Below are 18,076 nucleotides of genomic sequence, written 5' to 3' on the forward strand. Positions count from 1 at the left end.
CGGAGATCACCTTGTCGTATTGCAGCGTGAGGCTGGCCGACACCTTGCGCCACTCGCGCCAGCTGAAGATCCGTTCCAGATCCTCATCGCCACGTAGCGGCCGGTGCGCATTGAAATCGCCCTTTGGCACCTTGACAAAGCGCACGTTGAAGTCCGCGATAAACGTCGGCGCATAGGCGTTGGCGGCATCCATCGAGCCGATGCCGCGCAGCCGCAGCTCCTTGACCAGGCGGTCCTGCAGCGTGCCGTTCATCCGTTCGACGCGACCCTTGGCCTGGCTGGAATGGCACAGAGGATGTCGATATTGAGCTCGAACAACGCGCGCCCGAACTGCGTGTAGCCGCAGCCTTCGGCATTCGCCTTGGCGCTGACCCGGAACACGCTGAACTTGTCCGAATAGAACGCCTGCGGCTTGCCGTGCCGCTCCAGACAGGCCCGGGTGGCGGTGAAATAGGCGGGTGTCGACTCGGTCGGCACAAACAGCAGCTGCATCAGGCGGCCGGTGGCGTCGTCGACATAGACCAGCAGCGTGCACGCCGGCGCGCGGTCTTCGAACCAGTGGTGGTCGCTGCCGTCGATCTGGACCAGCTCGCCCAGGCACGCCCGCCGGTTGCGCGGCTGGTGGACCTTGGGCGGGCGCTGCCTGCGCGGCACGCAGAAGCCCGCCCGCGTCGACCATGATCCGGCGCACCGTTTCCTTGGCTAGGTCGATGCCATGGCGCTCGCGCAGCTTCTCGGCCGCCAGCGTCGGGCCGAAGTCCGCGTAGCTGTCGCGGATCAGGCCGCGCACGCGACCTCCAGGCCGGGCGGCAACTGGCGGTTGCTGGGGCGGCCGCGCTTGCGCGAACCGAGGCCGCTCGGCCCATCCGCCCGGTACCGCTGCGCCAAACGCTCCACCTGCCGGCGCGACAATCCCAGCTTCTCGGCGGCGCGCCAGACCGCCAGGCCGTGCTCCACCACGGCCTGTATCACCTTGAGCCGGTCCAGTTCGCGCCTCGTCACGGTCAGGATCTCGGGCTTGCCCATGGCGGCCTCCAGTCTCGGACGGACGGAAAGCCGCCAGCTTGCCAGGGCCGGCAAGCGCTGCGACAGTTCTATTTGGCCCAAGTACGCCATTAGAAAAAACGGCCAACATGTAAAAAACGCCGAATAACTATTATGTTAAATTATTTGCAAACACAACTAATTCTTGCTTTCGTTTGCGCTTGCACAATATTGTTCTCGTCATCAAACCGGCTCGCGCTTGCCGCACCAGCGGTAGCGCACTCGTTGTCCCTCTACCATCGCTCCTACCGCACGCTCGAATCTTTGCAATTGGCATTGGCCTTAAGCGCTCCCTTACTTTTCCCTCGTGCCCTTTCGTCGCCACGGCCGCCCAGGCGCTTTCTCGCTGGTAGTAGTTCTCAACCCTTTTAGGTTTCCAATGACACGGACAGTATATTCTGAAAATACTTCACTCTTTACTCTCTCTATCCCCGCAGACAGAGCTTGCTTCTCGACACTTTTCAAATGGCAAAAAGCTATTCTAAATTTGCAAAGCGCGAAGACGCTATCCCCGGTCTCGTCGGGATTGCACTCGATGTCTAGGACGTGGCTCTCGGCGTCCCCAAGGGCGTTCCTGATATGATCTGGCCAAGTATCCCGGATATTTTTTTCCGCGATATTTCTGGCCTCTGGCTTCCGGCGGAAGTCGAATGAAATCTGCTCAGGCGGTTCAATGTCTTGCTCAAATGTTTCGTAGACGAACAACGCCGCCAATATCGAAAAACCAACCAGGATTCCCCCCAACCTATATCCCTGCCATGAGCCTGTTGCGGATGCTGTCGCGATAATGAGCGCTGCCGGAACAATAAACGTACCTGCCGCCTTCTTGGCCGCAAGGCCGGCCAGCGAGAAGAATACTGTGTGTCTATTAGTTGGGCGCCCATCTTCTCGAACTCGCCTCCTCATTCGCCGGTCGTAATACCTATGATAAAGTGGCGGGACTATGGCGACACTGATTGCGAGGATCCCATATACGCAATATCTCGTAATCCCAAAATCGGCAGAGCGAATGAAATCGTCAATACTCTTTCTCTCCATGTGGAAAAATAATCTCTCCGCTATATTGTAAGCGACCACCCCCATAACGTATTCGACACGATCCAATCAAAAAATAGAGCTTTCCTCCAGCCGAAAACCGTTTTCTTGTAAATCTTCTTGAAGAAAGCTACAACGCCTTTCACACAACTCAAAATTCTCGCCACTCTAGACATTCGACAGGGCTCCCATCACCAATCGCAAATTAGTATCTATCTGTTCCCCGATCCCATGGCGCTCGCGCAGTTTCTCGGCGGCCAGCGTCGGGCCAAAGTCCACGTAGCTATCGCGGATCAGGCCGCATACCCGGAATTCCGGGCCTAGCGGCAACTGGCAGGCGGCTGCGTTTGCGCGAAACCTAGACAGTTCGGTCTATCTGCCGAATATCGCTCCACCAAGCGATCCGTCGGCGCGACGACCCTAGCTTCTCTCTGGCACGCGAAATCGCCAAGCCATGCTCAGCCACGGCCTGCATCACCTTGAGTCGGTCCAGTTCGCGCATCGTCACGGTCAGGATCTCGGACTTGACCATGGCGGCCGCCAGTCCCGGACGGACGGAAAACGGCCAGCTTGCCGGCTGGCAAGCGCTGCGACTGTTCAGTTAGGCCCAAGTACGACAGCACTATTTGGCATGCATCAAGACGGCGCCTGTTGAGGTTGAGAGACGAATAGCCATACAAGTAAGCCTCAATCAAGGATATGTCCTCCCGCTCAGGACTAATAGCCCAGTCCGAAACGATATTCGTAGCATCGCCACACCTTTGCCAACATAAATGGCCTGCATGGGATGATGGGATAGCGCCCCACCTGAGTGCGACGTAGCCTAACAGGTAGTTCCATCGAACCGTGCTGCGAACGTGTCGGGTCGAAGAGAATTAGAGCGCCCATCCCCATTTTAGCAACCGCGATCAGATAACGCAGGAGACGACGTTCACAACTCCTGGAGTATTGACTGACGGCCTGTTACGAATTGAGAGTCACACATTATCGTGCGGAAACAGCGATCGAGAGGCAGAAGAGTAGCGCAATGGCGCAAATACTGATGATAAAACGCAAAAATATCTTGGCCTGATCGGGGGATGAAATTATCGCGCTGCAGCTTCTAGCGTCATGAGGAGATCGGTAGATGGTGGCACGCATCCCCCACTTAAGCAGGGATACGGAGAAGTAATTTAATGTCTAGGCTATATATCAAGAAAAATGTCACCGCTACTAGCGATTTTCCCAGGAAGCGTCAATGCATAAGCAACGTGGATACGTTATTGGGGAGGCTAGCTAGGAGCGCGCTGCGGTTCTGCAATTGCCTTCAGCTTTCGCGGCGCTCCAGCGCGACTCCCCTTTCTCCTTATCGAGTTCAACCCCACTGTGCCTGAGAATTAACCACCTAACCGCCGAAGGGGAAAACGATGAGCGTCACTCAAACCATGCTGATGCAGATCATGCGCAATGCTTCGACTGCCCGGCTGCTGCGCTTCGCCCCGCCGCTGAACGACGCCATGCACGAATTCGGCATCGACAATCTGCCTCGCGCGGCAGCCTTCATCGCGCAACTGGCGCACGAATCCGGGCAGTTCCGCTACATGGAGGAAATCTGGGGGCCGACCGAGGCACAGAAACACTACGAGCCACCGGGTTCCTTGGCTGCCAGACTCGGCAACACGCAGCCTGGCGACGGCTTGCGCTTCAAGGGCCGGGGACCGATCCAGCTCACGGGGCGAGCCAACTACACGCGATATGCCGCCTTGCTCGGCGTGGACATCGTCAACGATCCGGCGCGCGCAGCAACGCCAGAAGTCGGCTTTCGCATCGCCGGCCTGTTCTGGCAGAAGAACAGCTTGAACGAACTTGCAGATGCCGGGGACTTCAAGGGCATCACCCGCCGGATCAACGGAGGCTATAACGGACTGGCCGAGCGCGAGGCGTTCTACCGCATCGCACTCGAGGTGCTCAAGGACGCGTTCCCCACCATGCGGGCCGGCGCCGTCAGGCCGGCCGTCCCGGGCAAGCGTATCAAGTTGGAGCGAGGCGAGAGTGGGAGGCCCGAATCCGGCAAGGCAGCCGTCGCGAGGACGGCGAAGGCAACCAGGTCAGCACGTGGATCGATTCGGGTTCCGGCGCTGGATGCACGCGCCGACACGACGGACTTCCGCGATCGCATGTTCGAGCCGACGCTGATCGAAGTACCCACGTATATCCCGCTGGGTGACTACCTTGAGTTCGATGTGCCAATCCTGGACCAGGGTAAGGAGGGCGCGTGCACGGGATACGGCCTAGCCACTGTTGCCCACTATTTGCTGCGCCGGCGCCAGGTCGTTCCTGACCGCACGCCAGTCAGTCCGCGCATGCTCTATGACCTAGCGCGACGCTACGACGAGTGGCCCGGAGAAGACTACTCTGGCTCAAGCGCGCGCGGGGCGATAAAAGGCTGGCACAAGCATGGCATCTGCTCCGAAGCCCTCTACGCTTCGCGCACGCCTGACAAGAAGGGGTTGACGACGCAACGGACCTCCGACGCGCGACGCCGGCCCCTGGGGGCCTACTTCCGCGTCAACCACAAGGACCTCGTGGCGATGCACGCCGCGATCGCAGAGGTCGGAATCCTCTACGCGACTTGCGCAGTGCACGACGGCTGGAGCCACGTGGGACAGGATGGCGTGATCGAATTTTCCGACCACGAGATCGGCGGCCACGCGTTCGCGATCGTCGCCTATGACGATGAAGGTTTCTGGCTGCAGAACTCTTGGGGGGCGAATTGGGGCCATGGAGGTTTCGGGCGCATCAGCTACGACGACTGGTTGCGCAATGGTACCGATGTATGGGTGGCCAGGCTGGGAGCTCCAGTGACGCTGCGCGCAGTCGAATCGACCGCCGCCGCACACGCGTCTTCGTCCGGGGAGTCTGTGGCCTATGCTTACGCTGATCTCCGGCCGCACATCGTGAGCGTGGGCAATGACGGCTGCCTGCGCCCCGGCGGTGACTATGGCTTGACGCAGGAGGGGCTGCGGCACATCTTTGAAGAAGATATCCCCCGCGTCGCGGCTGACTGGCCAGTGGTGCGCATCCTGCTTTACGCCCATGGAGGCCTCGTCGACGAAGCGTCGGCGGTTCAGCGGCTCGCCGACTACCGTTCGGACCTGCTGCCGCGGCAGGTATATCCGCTAGCGTTCGTCTGGCGCAGCGATTACTGGACGACCGTATCCAACATTCTCGAGGATACGATGCGCCGCCGCCGCCCGGAGGGCATCCTGGACGCGACCAAGGACTTCATGCTCGACCGCCTCGACGATGCGCTGGAGCCGGTCGCGCGCGCGCTGAGCGGTCGGGCGGCCTGGAGCGAAATGAAGGAAAACGCACTGGCGGCCAGCAATAGGGATGGCGCCGCATGGCTGGTGGCTAAGCATCTGAAGGCCCTGGCCCGGATGAAGGACCGCCGGCTGGAGATCCATCTCGTCGGGCATAGTGCCGGGTCGATCCTGCATGCCGGCCTGACCACGCGGCTGGTGGAGAACGACCTGCCCATCGAAACTTGCACACTTTGGGCGCCCGCCTGCACGGTGGCACTGTTCAACGAGCGCTATCTGCGGCCGATCCGCAGCCGGCAGATCCGGCGGTTCCACCTATACATGCTCAGCGACAAGGCCGAGCAGGACGACAATTGCGCGCGCATCTACAACAAGTCGCTGCTGTACCTGGTGTCCAATGCGTTCGAGAAGACCATCCGCGTTCCAGGATTCCGCGACGGCGAGCCCATCCTCGGCATGCATCGTTGGCTCGACGAGACGACCTTGAGTCTGTTCAAAGAGAACGGGCCCCATCAACTCGTCGTCGCACCGAACGGGAACGGAGCACCAGGCGGCGCCGTCTCACAGGCAAGGCATCACGGCGACTTCGACGACGACCGGCTCACCGTGCTTAGTACCTTCGCGGTGATCACCAATCAGCCGGCGGGACAGGCCATACAGACAGCCAACGGGCAAGGCAGCCGCGCGAGCCTATCGTTTCACCGGAACGAGAGTTCGTTGCGGGACCGGCGCGCGGAGCTTGACGCTAGGACCATGCTTAATGCCAGGCAATAGATCATGGAGCGTAGACCGGACGCCACGGCATCGCGCGGAGTCTGGTCGCGCTATGTCATCCTTGCCCTTCGGCGTTGCGGTAGGTGCGCGCCGGCTCGGGAGCCGGCGGCGGTGGCGGTGGCGCCACGACGGCGAAGCAGCCGGCCGCCTGCAGGTCGGCCAAGGTCAGGCCGTGCCTGGCCATCTGCACACGGATCCACACCGTGGCTGCGGCGCGCTCGATCTCAAGAGACATAGGTATAACGTTTTGGGAGTCGGAAAGGTGCAACGATTTGGGGGCGGGCAATTGGTCGCCCTTGCCGGCCTCCCGCACCGGCCGCATTCGCTTCCATGCGCCGCGCCGTTTCGGTGGTCACACAGCGCGTGGCGATGTCGAGCGAGGCGTGGTCGGCTTTCTGCTGCACTACCTCCAGCGGCGCCGCTCCACTCGAATCGGCAAGGCGCAGTGTGCCGGCGCAGGCCGTCATGAAGCCCTTGATCTGCTTGGCGAGCGTGACGGCGCTGATGCCAGCGGCGGCATCGACGTGGGCTGGCGGCGCGCGCGCCGGCCCACGGCTCCCGCTCGCCCAGGTCGGTCGCGTGGCCGATGCAGCGCTACGCCGCCCGGAACCCGAGTGGCATCCGTGGCGGCCGGATGGCCGCGGACGGCCAAGTAGGCCCCCAGCCGCGCGATCACCGCCGGCGCCACCGCGCGCTCGGCCTTGCATTGCTCCTCGATCAACTGGGCGAGCGGTTGGGGCGGGCTAAGAACAGGACCGAACCCCACCGATCGCGCGCGAACTGGTTCCAAGCACCACGTCGCCACCGACGCCAACGGGACGCCGATCGCGGTCATCCTGACTGGCGCGAACCGCAATGACATTACCCAGCTCTTGCCTCTGATCGAAGCAATTCCTGCTATCCGGGGCCATCCCTTGCGCAAGCCAGGTCGGATCTACGCTGACCGCGCTTACGACCACGACAAATATCGTCGACCGCTTCATGCTGCCGGAATCCCGACTTCGATCGCCCGGCGTGGTTAGCTCCATGGCAGTGGACTCGGCAAGATCCGCTGGGTCGTCGAGCGTACTCATGCCTGGCTGCATGCATTCCGTCGTCTGCGCACCCGCTTCGAGCGTCGCGCAGACATTCACGAAGCTCTCCTCAAGCTGGCCTGTTGCCTCATTTGTTGGCGCACCCTTCAGCGTGAAGAGAATGCATTTTGAAAGGAGTTCTAATGACGATTGTTATTCAAAAGACTTTTTCTCAGGCGCAAGATGCTATCGACATCGAATGGCTCACCCTTGAACTCAATTTGCTTCACTCGTTTTCCTTTCTTGCGCTCCTCCTGCAGGTGCTTGCGTATTTCCATCCATCTAATGATACCATTAGACGATCTATGAACCAGCATCACAGGTGCTATCTGGTTCGCCCAATAGTCAGCGTGTCGTGGTTCCTTTATCGTGAATATCTCTTTGCCATCGACCTTCGTGTACAGATAGGAGTATCCAGACTTCAACTGCAGGAAAAGCAATTGTCCAGATGCTGATTTATCGTCTTATTCGAAGATGAAAAGAAAAAATCAAAATATTTACGAGTTTCTTCTTCTCAATCAGTTATTTTAGCCGACAGATTCCTGGTGTACGTATGTTTTTGCCGCGACGAAGCCTTCTGGCGGCTCAAGGGAGCGGCATGGGATTGCATTTCATGGGTATGCGCGGCCCAATGGGCCAAAACTATGCGAGCCGACGCCACTAATAGAAGGAAAAGTGACCAACAACCAGATGCTGCCTGAGGGCAGGCATCGAATAGCTTTAGCAAGTGTCTGTATTGCCAGTCGATGTCACCGGAGAGTTGCGGCATTCGCGCAACGGTGGAAGCGTTCTCGGCCGTCGGCAGCCGAGTCAGCCGGGATTCCCACCGGCGTGCTCATGCACACCAATCTGTATTAGAGCATCAACAGGCGATTGCCCGATCGGGTGGAGTCGTCATGACTGGAAACGTATGGCGGGTGTTTGGCGACGCAAGCCTTCTCGAACCAGATCAACATCCGCTTTCTCCCTGTGCAGCCCAACGTTCGACATGAGCGGCAGACGCAAGCGAAGTTCGAAGCTGTCCGCTCGATGGAGCGGGTTCACCAGTCCCCCAACGCTGGGGGCTTGATTTGGGTCTTGAGGTACTCAAAATATTTCTGAGAATCATTGGAAAAGATGTCCTTACCTTCGAGCATGTACGCTCTGGCCAAATGCTCTACCGCTTCGCTGTTGCGGCCACGCTCCAGTTCGCACTGCCCGAGACGGAGATGAACGAATGGATTTCCCAGGCCGCCGGGGCAACAGATTGCATAGCGAAACGCTTCGGCACCAGACGTGAAGTAGCCGGACAAGAAGCAAGCGTCACCGATAGCTGTCAGCAACCAGGTACTCGCTTCCCACTGGTTCTTCGGCTCGGGAACGATCGACCATGCCTCGTTGTACTTGGCGATGGCCTGCTCGTACTGTCCGCGTTCCGCCAGCATGTCACCGCTGGCCGCGATCGTTGTGATTCTTTCGTGGACGGTAGTAGGTAGCTCGTGCATTGGGGGAACCGAAAGTTGGAGTTAAGCGGCGGCGAAGCCGCCCGCTTAGCCACCGCTTGGCTCCGTGCCATCATCTTTTGCCCATGCGATGTCGGCACGCTGCTTGGCAGAAAGCAGTAGTTTCTTGCCTTGCTCCTCAGTGAGTACGACTCCCGCCATATGTGCGTCCGTGAATTCGCAGTCCGAAAACGAAGATTGCCGCATATCTGTGTCGGTGAGATCTGCAGATACAAACTTTACACGAGTGAAAACGGATGCCCTGAGGTCACTTCCGGTCAATATTGCGTTTGTGAAATCAACGTCTGTGAAATCGTTCCAGCACAGGTTTGACTCCGTCAAATCTGTGCTTTGAAACAGCGCGTTATTGATTTCTGAGCGCCCGAAGAATGTACGGGGAAGAGTGAGATTGCTCAGGTCGTCGCCTCCGCCTACGAATGTGCGAAAGAAACTGACTCCAAGATACACATCGTCGGCCTGTGGCATATGATCGGGCATCGGCGGAACAACGCCTGCCTCAAGGTAGCCTTCTTGCAGTCGACGGCATGAGTCTTCGTAGCTGAGCCTTGACGCTGGCATATGGGTTTCCATGGTGGCCTCACTGGTCAGGGGTTCGAAGATGAAATGCGCCGCGGCATAGCTGGCGTTGCACTCCCACACGGCGGCGCCATCGCGGAAGAAAGTGCACCAGCGACCGTCACTAACGCAGCGCGCTCGGGGGAACATTTCCTCATGGCCATTCAAGATGGCCGCCATGTGGCTGGGCTCCCGGCATTTTGCCAAATACTCGCCGGCAGCCAATGGTTCGGGCATCGCCTTTCTTACCACTTGATTTTCATCCTTAGATCTGATCGGCCAGAGTCTGGATCGCCAGGCGGAAGGCCGCACGCGCGGCGGCCTCCGCGCGATCTGCTTCATCCTTGGCTGACAGGCAGTCGGCCTCGGTCACGGCAGCGTCACCATCGAGAAAGCGCACGGCCAGCGCGCGGTAGCGCGCATTGGCCTCGCGCAACGCAGCGTACTCGTCCGGACAGGTCTGGGCGACGTGCAGGTCAAACAGGCTGGCGCTCATGAAAATCCTCGTTTGATATTCGGCTGCGCGGACAGCCAGTCCGCGATGGCTTCTTGGGTGTCGTGTATAGATCATCTCATGCCCTGGACGTAGGCCGTCACGCCTGGATACTCCAGCCCCATTCGATGCCAATCTCGGCAGCAACTGCAGGTTCGATAAAGCGCCGGTAGCCGTTCATTTTCGCAATGATGCCGTCGCGGCTCACTTTAAAATCCATGATCGCGCTGCGGGAAACAGCCGGCGGTGTGCATTTCCTCCGCCGGGGCCAGCCGTCATGGGCGATTGAGACCCAGTGGGTAAAGCGTCCCGTCGGCTGCAAGCGCTGCCGCCAAGGCGAGACCACCCGCCGCCTCGATCCAGAAACGCATCGGCGTCGCCGCGCGGTTCCAGCGGCGACCGTCGCGTCCTAGGAGGTGGCCGCGCCTGCCAACTGTACCAGGCCAGCACCACAGCCAGTGGCCAGCAGGCGGGATAAAGGAGGTCAGTCGTCATGGTCACTCAGCATGCGTCAGTCCTGCGCAGTCAAGCGGGGCATCCGACGAAAAGGCCAATGGGCGGCAGCAAAGTCCTGCCAACGCCAGCGAGTCCCCAGGCCTCGGCCGAAACCCCGCACACGGTCGCCCGTTCCAGGTTCGAGAGCCAGACTGCCGTGGTCATCAACAGTCCCCCAACCGCATCGTTAGCCTGGCTCGGATGAAAAAGCCGCCCGGGCCGGCGCCAGACCTTTGCGATGCCTCAATAGGCCCGCTCGACCTCGATCTTGCCGGCCCCGAACGTACTTGCCGTCCTCCTGGATGACCTTGGCCTGTGGCATTAGGCATAGTGGTACTCAAAGTGGAAGCGTGCCTGGCGCCATTTGCCGCCACTGCAGAACTCGAACACCGTGTTTTGATCTTCGTAGCCCTCGAACTCCCTTGCCAGCTGGCCTTGTTCGATAACGCCCATGACGACTTGCTCCTGGATGCCCGGTGTGGGCAGTACACCGATGATACGGATCTGGCACTTTCTCTTGCTACCCTACGGAGGGGGCGTTCTAGATCTTTCAATCACGCTCACTCCAGCAGCGCTGGCATCTTCCCACAGTTGGGACCCAGGCGTGCGCGCGCCCGCACGCATCCTCCAGGCCCCGCTCGCGGGCGCACGCCTGGAGGAGACGCTTGGTCTGCGGGCACAGCGTGGTGTCGCGAGTTCCGCCTGCGCACGCAAGCGGGCGGCCTTGTTCCACAGCCCCCTCTTGGCCCGGCTGTTCGCGTAGCGTCATCCCACCCGGAAATGCTCCGCCGACTGCCCCGCATTGACAGCCCGCTGCAACCAGGCCGGCATCTCGCCCTGCCCGTCCCATTTCTGCCCATCGGCGTTGCGGTAGGTGCGCGCCGGCTCGGGAGCCGGCGGCGGTGGCGCCACGACGGCAAAGCAACCGGCTGCCTGCAGGTCGGCCAAGGTCAGGCCGTGCCTGGCCATCTGCACTCGGATCCACACCGTGGCCGCGGCGCGCTCAATCTCAAGGGACATAGGTATAACGTTTCGGGAGTCGGAAAGGGGCAACGATTTGGGCCGCACAATCAGTCGAGCTTGCCAGCTTCCACACCGCCTGCATCGCCTCCATCCGCCGCTCGGCCTCGGTGGTCACGTAACGGGTGGTGGTGTCGAGCGAGGCGTGGCCGGCATTCTGCTGCACTACCTCTAGCGGCGCCCCGGCCGCCAGCGCGTGGGCAATATGGGTATGGCGCAGCCAGTGCGTTCTGGCGGCCGGCCCAGGCCGCGAAGAGAATCCCTTGATCTGCTTGCCGAGCGTGACGGTGCCGATGCCGGCGGCGGCATCGACGGGGCTGGCGGCGCGCGCGCCGGCCCACGGCGCCCGCTCGCCCAGGGTCGGTGGCGTGACCAAGCAGCGCGACGCCGCCCGGGACCTGGATGCGAGTATTAGAACCATTCAAGTGTGTATGAAAAGAAATCAACGGAACTAGATTCAAAATTTATCTTCCATTAACTAGACGCGCCAAGAATGACATCGTTTATTTTAATTTCATTCAAATAAGGATTGAAAATCATGACGTTAATCGATCCACCTCGTTCCCTGTTCGCTGCAGCTTCGCTGGTAGCGCTCCTTGTGAAGCCGCCCACTGCGCTGGCTTTTGCCGTCACGACTGCCAACAGTGGCTCGACATTCAACACGGTCAAGCAGTGGGCAAAGGATGTCGACTACGGACTCATCTGGGAGCCGCATAACTCCGCCGGGATGGTGGATTTTGACGCGCCACCACGCCACGTCCATGATGATTTCAGTGTGGCTGTGCAAGCGCTGGTCAGCGGCGCGGTATATGAGCGCGCCAACGTTTACTGCGTCCCACCGTCCGAGTTCCAAGCCGAAGCGATCATCGACAATCGTATGCACCGCGTCTATGTGATCGGCCACCCCACCGGGCGGGGCTGCATTTTGCATATCCCTCGCGGTGGAGTGGTCCCCTTTTATCGCCTGTAGACCCCCAGCGCGGCGAGCCCATTAGCAGGGCTTGGCGTGGGTCGCTTCGCACAGCGTCGGGAAGACGACGCCATAGCCAACTGTCAGCCGTGCGTCCTCTTTCAGTGTCTGACCGGACATCGGAAGCAGAAGGATCGGCGGCAGGAACTGGCCGACATCTGCCTGACGGGGAAATGTTCACAACGCCGTCGTAGCTGTTCACCCCCATACCGCAACGGGTATTGATACCATTCGTGCTATGCACAAGGATCGGAGCCGACAGGCATGACGGCAGAACGGCCAACTCCCCCCACTGACATCACTCCCGAGACCTACGTCGGGCACATCCGCCGCGCGCTGCAGCCGCTAGCCGATCCGGTCGCCGCCGCCCAAATGCGTGCCTACATGCGCGATCAGTTTCCGTTCCTCGGCATTCCCACGCCGGCCCGCCGGCGGGCGCTGCGCGCCCTGCCGACCGCGCCATGGCACGACTGCGAATGGATTTCCGTTGCACAACTGCTGTGGCGCGAACCCGAGCGCGAATACCGCTATGCAGCCACGGATCTGCTGCGCAAGTACGCTGCCCGGTTCGATGCCACGCGGATCGCGCCGATCCTCGCTCTCGCCCAGTCCGAGCCATGGTGGGACACCGTCGACAGCCTCGCCGTTACGATCGGCACCGTGATCGCGCGCGAGCGAAAAACCGATGCCGACGCGCAGGCCTGCGCTGATGCTTGGCTCGGACACGACTCGCCGTGGGTGCGGCGCGTTGCGATGCTCCACCAACTGGGATGGCAGCTAGAGACGGACGAGGCGCGGCTCTTCCGCTACGCGCGAACGTTGGCGCCGGAGACCGACTTCTTCATCCGTAAGGCGATCGGCTGGGCCCTGCGCGACTACGCGAACTGGAATCGGGCTGCAGTGTCAGCATTCCTCGCCGCCCATCGCGACAGCCTTTCCCCGTTGACGGTTCGCGAAGCTGGGAGGCACCTGCAAGCTTGACGACAGACGTCTCGCAGATGCATGGTGCGAAAGGCGGAAGGGCCCAGTCACCCATCTGTACGACCGCGATCGTAGCCAGGATGTGGCCGAGCACCGGACTCAGATGGCAGCTCGTCTGCGTCGGAGCTTACGGTTCCGTTTGCACGAAGGCGCTGTACGTTACGGTTCATTTTGGTGATTCTTCATTGCGCCTCGTCAATGCGGCGATTGGCGGCGAGAAGCGCGAGTTCTTCGCGTGATAGGTCATCCATCGCCCTTTAGCCGGAGATTGGAACACGGCACAACTAGACCCGGAAGAACTCGGGCGACTGCCCCGCGTTGACGGCCCGCTGCAGCCAAGCCGGCATCTCTCCCTGCCCGTCCCATTTCTGCCCTTCGGCGTTGCGGTAGGTGCGCGTCGGCTCGGTGCCGGCGGCAGCGCCTTCTCGGCGAAGCAGCCGGCCTTCTGCAGGTCGGTCAAGGTCAGGCCGTGCCTGGCCATCTGCACACGGATCCTGGCTGCGGTGCGCCCGATCTCGAGGGACATAGGTATAACGTTTTGGGAGTCGGAAAGGTGCAACGATTTGGGCCGCACAATCAGTTGGCCTTGCCGGCCTCCCACACAGCCTGTATCGCCTCCATGCTCCGCGTCCTCGGTCGTCACGCGTCACGTAGCGAGAGGCCGTGGCGAGCGAGTCATGACTAGCCTTCTGCCGCATCACCTCGATCGGCACGCCGGCGGCCAGCCCGTGTGAAATGTGCGTGTGCCGCAGCCAGTGCGTGCTGGCCGCGGCTAGCCGCTCGGCCCGCACGGCGTATTGCTGTGGACCATTGGCTGGGAGGGGAGCACCTGCATGAACTCGTGCTCGGATCCAATTACGGCGTTTCGGATCCTGACTTCCCGAGCGATCCACGGATACTGGCGCACTCCCTCCTTACTGGCATTGCTGCTTGTACTCGATGCGAATGGCGTGGAAGGGCCTATCGCCAGTGTTCTCGATAGCGTGCTCGGCCTGAGCCGGCAACCGGACCATCAGAGGGAGTTCGACCGACTGCTGCCCCTGTACGACCGACTGGAACACCTTGCCGTCCTTGTCGTAGTTAACGTAGGGTGGACGCGAGTCAACCACCATCACGCTTGGCCAGCGGTGGTGATGTGAAATCTCGCGTTCGCCTGGAAGTACCGTCACCTCGAGCACACGCATGTTTGCCGTTTCGTAGATGACCTTGTGATTCCTGGGGGCGGCTGTCACCGCTTCGCGGTCTGCTGCCCACGATGCAGCGTCGCTTAGGCCGGCACACATTGCGGTTGTCTGGGCTAAGCCGTTCGTCGCGATCATCGCGCCAGCCAAGGCCGCGATCGCGGCACACCATGGTTTTGTCATCGCGCTTCTCCTGTGGGGGTCAAAGTCTTTAGGCAGCATAGGTGGTGTGCCTGGCGGCGTCGAGCCGCTTGGCCGAATTTCAGTCGTGCGCTATTCTCACGAATCCCCACTCCCTCGCGTGGGACAAGGAGTTCGCATTGGATCGCACCCATCGCCTCCAGATGCTGGTCCACGTGGCCAACAGCGGTAGCTTCGCCGCGGCTGCACGCCTCATGGACTTGACGCCATCGGCGCTCAGCCGCGGCATTGCCGGTCTAGAAGGCGAACTGAAGTTCCGGTTGTTCAACCGGACGACGCGCGAGCTCAAACTCACCCAGGAAGGCGCCGAGGTTTATCGCCGGGCCGTGGACATCCTGACTCGCATGGCTGCACTGGACAAGGATTTGGTGCACAAGCAAGGGCGGATCGGTGGCGTCGTGCGTGTGGGCGTACAGGCTCCCCTGGCCCGCCACGTGCTGATGCCCAGACTAGCCAGGTTGCATGATCTTCATCCCGATCTTTGCATCGAAACGCGGCTGACGCAGGATCCGCGCGACATGCAGTCCGAGAACCTCGACGTGTTGCTGCATGTCGGCGCCCCGCCTCCGTCGCGGCTCGTGGCGCAGCGGCTGGGCCAGGGCCGACCGGCAGCCTATGCTTCACCGGACTACGTGCGCCGTTTTGGCGAACTGTCGCACCCCGCCGACCTAGTGAATCATCGCTGCCTGCTGTTTCGCATGCCTTGGGCGGCCGGTCCCCTAAACCACTGGACCTTCGAACGCGATGGCCACCGCGAGGCGGTGCATGTGCGTCCTGCGCTCGCGACTCCGGATCGCGAAGCGCTGCTGGTGGCGGCGCAGGCAGGCGCCGGCATCATCTACATGGCCTGCTTCGATCCGGCGGTCCTCAGCTCCGGCCGGCTCATTCGCCTGCTGCCGCAATGGTCATGTCCGCCGAGCTTCGACATTCATCTGCTCTACAGACGTGGCGCCGTTAGCGTGCCACGGGTGGCAGCCTTCCTGCGCTTCGCGCGCGAGGCCTTTTCTGATTTCGATCCGCAGGAGATCACAGTGCTCCATGCCGATAGGGCAAGGATGTCCGTTGGATAGAATAGGGCTTTCTTGCAGGCTCAGATCACTTCAATCGACAGTGATCGCTGCACGCCGGATCAGATCCCGCCACACGGGTGTCGTGCGCCGGATGGTGTCGGTCATGGCTTCGCCGCTGCCAGGCTCCACGATCCGGCCCCGCGGCTGCCACTGGGGGCTCCTAAAGGGCAGGCCGGTAGCCCCCTACGAACGGATTTTCGCGGGCGCGAAATCGATGGGCAGCTCCGATGCCGCGACGGACTGTGGCACCTTACGCGGTCTTGAGAACCGGGGGCTCAGCCAACTTCGCCGTCGTGCGTATGCGAGGCGCGAAGGCGCTTCGCCTTGAGCCATCGTGGCGTCGCAGTCGACGGCGCATGCTGCTCGCGCTGCTGCTCGATCTCAAGGAAGACCTGGGTCACGAAGTCCATGAAGAGACGCACCCGGGGAATGCGCCGCACGCTGGGCGGATATAGCAGATTGACCGGCGGGACCTCGGTCTGTTCCCAGTCGACCAGGGCCGGTACCAGCGCGCCACTCGCGATCTCGCGGCCCGGGCGCTTGTGCCAGTCCAGCAGCCGAGCCACGCCGCCACCGGCCAGGGCGACATCGCGAACCATGTCGCGATGGGCGTTGTCCACCACCAGCCAGCCTCGCGCGGAAACCGACACGCGCTCCTCGCCGCGTTTGAAGTGCCAGAGATCCATCACGGTGCCGGTATTGCCGCGAATGCACAAGCAGTTGTGCCGCTCAAGCTCGCTCGGGTGGCGGGGCATGCCGTGCCTGGCCCAATAGGACGGCGCGGCACAGACCACGAAGCTTGTGGCGCCGATATGACGCTGCACCAGATCGCCGGCTTCCGGCCAGCCCATGATCAGGAAGACGTCAACGCCGCGCGTCTGCTCCACTGTCACACGCATGAAATAGCGCACGTCCAGTTCGATGTCTGGGTACATGGACCGGAAACGCGGCAGGGCCGCTGTCAGGCATTCCTGAGCGATGACGGGTTGGATGCCGACAACGACGGTTCCCCTGGCCTGCGAAGTTGCGGTAACCACCTGTTCGTCGGCCGCCGCGAGTTGCGCGAGCGCCGGCCGGCAGGCCTCCAGGTAGTGCCGGCCAGCCGCCGTCAGCGCCAGTCCGCGCGCGTGCCGCTCGAACAGGGGAATCCCTACATGGCGTTCCAGCGTGGCAATGAGCTTGGCCACGGCAGCAACGCTGACACCATGCCTGCGCGCCGCGCCGGCAAAACTCCCTGCCTCGGCCGCGGCGACGAAGTAGTGCAAGGAACGCAGCTTGTCCATTGGGCTTCCTTTCAGCATCAACTTTCAGTTGATGGGCGCGGCAACCCGTGCAGTATTTCACTTTCCGATCCGGGCGCATAGAGTGACTGGCAACGCAGGGCATCGGAATAAGGGGAGTAGTCATGGATATCACGCGCCGCCATTGGATGCTGGCAATCGCCGGCATGGTACTGCCTTCGTTCGGATCCGCGCAGAGCGCCTCATGGCCGAGCCGACCCATTCGCCTGCTCGCCGGCGGCGTGGGCGGCGTCACGGATATCCGGGCGCGCTGGCTCGGCGAACGGCTGGGCCACGCGCTTGGCCAGCCTGTGGTGGTGGAGAACTACGCGGGCGCTGGCGGGATGGTTGGGGCGGAACAGGTCGCGCGCAGCGCGCCGGACGGCTACACACTGCTGCTGACCCATCAGGGCATCGCCACGATCAACCCTCACCTGTATGCGCGCGTGGGCTACGACCCGCTCAAGGACTTCGCTCCCGTCACGCGCTTCGGCTATGGGTCATTGCTGCTGGCCGTGCCCGCCAGCCTGCCCGTATCCAACGTGGCGGAACTGATCCAGTTCGCCAAGGCCAATCCCGGCAAGCTCAACTACGGCTCGCCGGGCATCGGCACGCCGCCGCACCTGGCAAGTGAACTGTTCAGGCGCATGGCCGGTATCGATGTGACCCATGTCCCCTACAAAGGCGGCGGCGCACTGCTTGCGGCGCTGCTTGGCGGCCAGATCACCTGGTCGATGGACGGCCTTACCGTTCAGGTTCCGCACGTCAGGTCCGGCCGGCTGCGTGCGCTCGGCGTCACCGGCACGCAGCGCGCGAGCATCCTGCCCAACGTGCCGACCATCGCGCAGGCCGGCCTTCCCGGCTACGAGTTCTCCGGCTGGACCGGCATCGCCGCGCCAGCGGGAACGCCGCAGACGGTCATCGCCCGGCTGTACGCGGAGATCACGCGAATCTCGGCGAGCAGCGAGGCACGCGAGTGGTTTGCGGCCAATGGCGCCGAACCCGGCGCGCTGTCTCCGGACGCATTCGGCGATTACATCCGCTCGGAGTACGTCCGCTGGGGCAAGGTCATCCACGACGCAGGCATTAAGGCGGAGTAA

General features: G+C 61.6%; 17 protein-coding genes and 3 pseudogenes. 6 read left to right on the plus strand and 14 right to left on the minus strand.

Going from position 1 to position 18,076, the window contains the following annotated elements:
- Positions 1–4: 4 nt before the first annotated feature.
- The 3 genes and pseudogenes from AC3FOF_RS11965 to AC3FOF_RS11975 all read right to left on the minus strand — a co-directional run.
- Positions 5–1,026, minus strand: a pseudogene (locus AC3FOF_RS11965) (ISNCY family transposase); the annotation flags it as partial.
- Positions 1,027–1,338: 312 nt separating this feature from the next.
- Positions 1,339–2,148, minus strand: coding sequence for a hypothetical protein (locus AC3FOF_RS11970; RefSeq protein ID WP_488726685.1), 810 nt, complete (start codon positions 2,146–2,148; stop codon positions 1,339–1,341).
- Positions 2,149–2,437: 289 nt separating this feature from the next.
- The gene (locus AC3FOF_RS11975) at positions 2,438–2,611 is read right to left on the minus strand and encodes a hypothetical protein (RefSeq protein WP_488726686.1); all 174 of its coding nucleotides are present in this window, start codon (positions 2,609–2,611) and stop codon (positions 2,438–2,440) included.
- Positions 2,612–3,485: 874 nt separating this feature from the next.
- On the opposite strand from AC3FOF_RS11975, the gene AC3FOF_RS11980 reads away from it, so the two are divergent.
- Positions 3,486–6,155: a C1 family peptidase gene (locus tag AC3FOF_RS11980; protein WP_488726687.1), complete on the plus strand. Its 2,670-nt coding sequence runs from the start codon at positions 3,486–3,488 to the stop codon at positions 6,153–6,155.
- A 55-nt stretch (positions 6,156–6,210) separates the two neighbouring features.
- Here the strand turns inward: AC3FOF_RS11980 and AC3FOF_RS11985 are convergent, their stop codons facing one another.
- Positions 6,211–6,390, minus strand: a complete 180-nt coding sequence (locus tag AC3FOF_RS11985) for a hypothetical protein (RefSeq protein ID WP_488726688.1) — start codon at positions 6,388–6,390, stop codon at positions 6,211–6,213.
- Between the two features lie 454 nt (positions 6,391–6,844).
- Here AC3FOF_RS11985 and AC3FOF_RS11990 point away from each other — a divergent pair.
- A pseudogene (locus AC3FOF_RS11990) lies at positions 6,845–7,360 on the plus strand (IS5 family transposase); the annotation flags it as partial.
- 8 nt (positions 7,361–7,368) lie between these two features.
- Here AC3FOF_RS11990 and AC3FOF_RS11995 read toward each other — a convergent pair.
- From AC3FOF_RS11995 to AC3FOF_RS12025, 7 genes are all read right to left on the minus strand, one after another.
- On the minus strand, positions 7,369–7,668 hold the full coding sequence (locus AC3FOF_RS11995; RefSeq protein WP_488726689.1) for a DUF4365 domain-containing protein: 300 nt from the start codon (positions 7,666–7,668) through the stop codon (positions 7,369–7,371).
- Positions 7,669–8,268: 600 nt separating this feature from the next.
- Positions 8,269–8,712: a tetratricopeptide repeat protein gene (locus AC3FOF_RS12000; RefSeq protein WP_488726690.1), complete on the minus strand. Its 444-nt coding sequence runs from the start codon at positions 8,710–8,712 to the stop codon at positions 8,269–8,271.
- Positions 8,713–8,757: 45 nt separating this feature from the next.
- Entirely contained in the window at positions 8,758–9,522 is a 765-nt protein-coding gene (locus AC3FOF_RS12005) for a pentapeptide repeat-containing protein (RefSeq protein WP_488726691.1), read from the minus strand.
- A gap of 28 nt (positions 9,523–9,550) precedes the next feature.
- The gene (locus tag AC3FOF_RS12010; protein ID WP_488726692.1) at positions 9,551–9,781 is read right to left on the minus strand and encodes a hypothetical protein; all 231 of its coding nucleotides are present in this window, start codon (positions 9,779–9,781) and stop codon (positions 9,551–9,553) included.
- Between the two features lie 813 nt (positions 9,782–10,594).
- Positions 10,595–10,726 carry a hypothetical protein gene (locus AC3FOF_RS12015; RefSeq protein ID WP_488726693.1) on the minus strand — a complete coding sequence of 44 codons (132 nt, stop codon included), beginning with the start codon at positions 10,724–10,726 and terminating at the stop codon, positions 10,595–10,597.
- A gap of 312 nt (positions 10,727–11,038) precedes the next feature.
- On the minus strand, positions 11,039–11,293 hold the full coding sequence (locus AC3FOF_RS12020; protein ID WP_488726694.1) for an H-NS family nucleoid-associated regulatory protein: 255 nt from the start codon (positions 11,291–11,293) through the stop codon (positions 11,039–11,041).
- Positions 11,283–11,669, minus strand: coding sequence for a tyrosine-type recombinase/integrase (locus AC3FOF_RS12025; RefSeq protein WP_488726695.1), 387 nt, complete (start codon positions 11,667–11,669; stop codon positions 11,283–11,285). Before AC3FOF_RS12025 ends, AC3FOF_RS12020 begins: the two co-directional genes overlap by 11 nt.
- Positions 11,670–11,831: 162 nt before the next feature.
- On the opposite strand from AC3FOF_RS12025, the gene AC3FOF_RS12030 reads away from it, so the two are divergent.
- Both AC3FOF_RS12030 and AC3FOF_RS12035 read left to right on the plus strand, forming a co-directional pair.
- Positions 11,832–12,263 carry a hypothetical protein gene (locus AC3FOF_RS12030; RefSeq protein WP_488726696.1) on the plus strand — a complete coding sequence of 144 codons (432 nt, stop codon included), beginning with the start codon at positions 11,832–11,834 and terminating at the stop codon, positions 12,261–12,263.
- 264 nt (positions 12,264–12,527) lie between these two features.
- Positions 12,528–13,244 carry a DNA alkylation repair protein gene (locus AC3FOF_RS12035; protein WP_488726697.1) on the plus strand — a complete coding sequence of 239 codons (717 nt, stop codon included), beginning with the start codon at positions 12,528–12,530 and terminating at the stop codon, positions 13,242–13,244.
- A 284-nt stretch (positions 13,245–13,528) separates the two neighbouring features.
- On the opposite strand, the pseudogene AC3FOF_RS12040 reads toward AC3FOF_RS12035, so the two are convergent.
- Both AC3FOF_RS12040 and AC3FOF_RS12045 read right to left on the minus strand, forming a co-directional pair.
- A pseudogene (locus tag AC3FOF_RS12040) lies at positions 13,529–13,770 on the minus strand (H-NS family nucleoid-associated regulatory protein).
- Positions 13,771–14,158: 388 nt separating this feature from the next.
- Positions 14,159–14,608: a cupin domain-containing protein gene (locus AC3FOF_RS12045; RefSeq protein WP_276267757.1), complete on the minus strand. Its 450-nt coding sequence runs from the start codon at positions 14,606–14,608 to the stop codon at positions 14,159–14,161.
- Positions 14,609–14,745: 137 nt separating this feature from the next.
- Here AC3FOF_RS12045 and AC3FOF_RS12050 point away from each other — a divergent pair, with 137 nt between their 5' ends.
- Positions 14,746–15,696 carry a LysR family transcriptional regulator gene (locus AC3FOF_RS12050; protein ID WP_276267756.1) on the plus strand — a complete coding sequence of 317 codons (951 nt, stop codon included), beginning with the start codon at positions 14,746–14,748 and terminating at the stop codon, positions 15,694–15,696.
- A 275-nt stretch (positions 15,697–15,971) separates the two neighbouring features.
- Here AC3FOF_RS12050 and AC3FOF_RS12055 read toward each other — a convergent pair whose 3' ends face one another.
- The gene (locus tag AC3FOF_RS12055) at positions 15,972–16,979 is read right to left on the minus strand and encodes a LysR family transcriptional regulator (RefSeq protein ID WP_488726698.1); all 1,008 of its coding nucleotides are present in this window, start codon (positions 16,977–16,979) and stop codon (positions 15,972–15,974) included.
- A 122-nt stretch (positions 16,980–17,101) separates the two neighbouring features.
- Between AC3FOF_RS12055 and AC3FOF_RS12060 the strand changes: the two genes are divergently transcribed.
- Complete coding sequence (locus AC3FOF_RS12060; RefSeq protein WP_488726699.1) at positions 17,102–18,076, plus strand: Bug family tripartite tricarboxylate transporter substrate binding protein; 975 nt, start codon at positions 17,102–17,104, stop codon at positions 18,074–18,076.

The organism is Cupriavidus sp. 96C5-1 (assembly GCF_057798855.1).

Coding starts and splice junctions, on each gene's coding strand:
- AC3FOF_RS12030 (WP_488726696.1), top strand. CDS start 11,832: ATGACGTTAATCGATCCACCTCGTTCCCTGTTCGCTGCAGCTTCGCTG.
- AC3FOF_RS12010 (WP_488726692.1), bottom strand. CDS start 9,781: ATGAGCGCCAGCCTGTTTGACCTGCACGTCGCCCAGACCTGTCCGGAC.
- AC3FOF_RS11985 (WP_488726688.1), bottom strand. CDS start 6,390: ATGTCTCTTGAGATCGAGCGCGCCGCAGCCACGGTGTGGATCCGTGTG.
- AC3FOF_RS12005 (WP_488726691.1), bottom strand. CDS start 9,522: ATGCCCGAACCATTGGCTGCCGGCGAGTATTTGGCAAAATGCCGGGAG.
- AC3FOF_RS12045 (WP_276267757.1), bottom strand. CDS start 14,608: ATGACAAAACCATGGTGTGCCGCGATCGCGGCCTTGGCTGGCGCGATG.
- AC3FOF_RS12035 (WP_488726697.1), top strand. CDS start 12,528: ATGACGGCAGAACGGCCAACTCCCCCCACTGACATCACTCCCGAGACC.
- AC3FOF_RS12000 (WP_488726690.1), bottom strand. CDS start 8,712: ATGCACGAGCTACCTACTACCGTCCACGAAAGAATCACAACGATCGCG.
- AC3FOF_RS12055 (WP_488726698.1), bottom strand. CDS start 16,979: ATGGACAAGCTGCGTTCCTTGCACTACTTCGTCGCCGCGGCCGAGGCA.
- AC3FOF_RS12020 (WP_488726694.1), bottom strand. CDS start 11,293: ATGTCCCTTGAGATTGAGCGCGCCGCGGCCACGGTGTGGATCCGAGTG.
- AC3FOF_RS11975 (WP_488726686.1), bottom strand. CDS start 2,611: ATGGTCAAGTCCGAGATCCTGACCGTGACGATGCGCGAACTGGACCGA.
- AC3FOF_RS12060 (WP_488726699.1), top strand. CDS start 17,102: ATGGATATCACGCGCCGCCATTGGATGCTGGCAATCGCCGGCATGGTA.
- AC3FOF_RS12015 (WP_488726693.1), bottom strand. CDS start 10,726: ATGGGCGTTATCGAACAAGGCCAGCTGGCAAGGGAGTTCGAGGGCTAC.
- AC3FOF_RS11980 (WP_488726687.1), top strand. CDS start 3,486: ATGAGCGTCACTCAAACCATGCTGATGCAGATCATGCGCAATGCTTCG.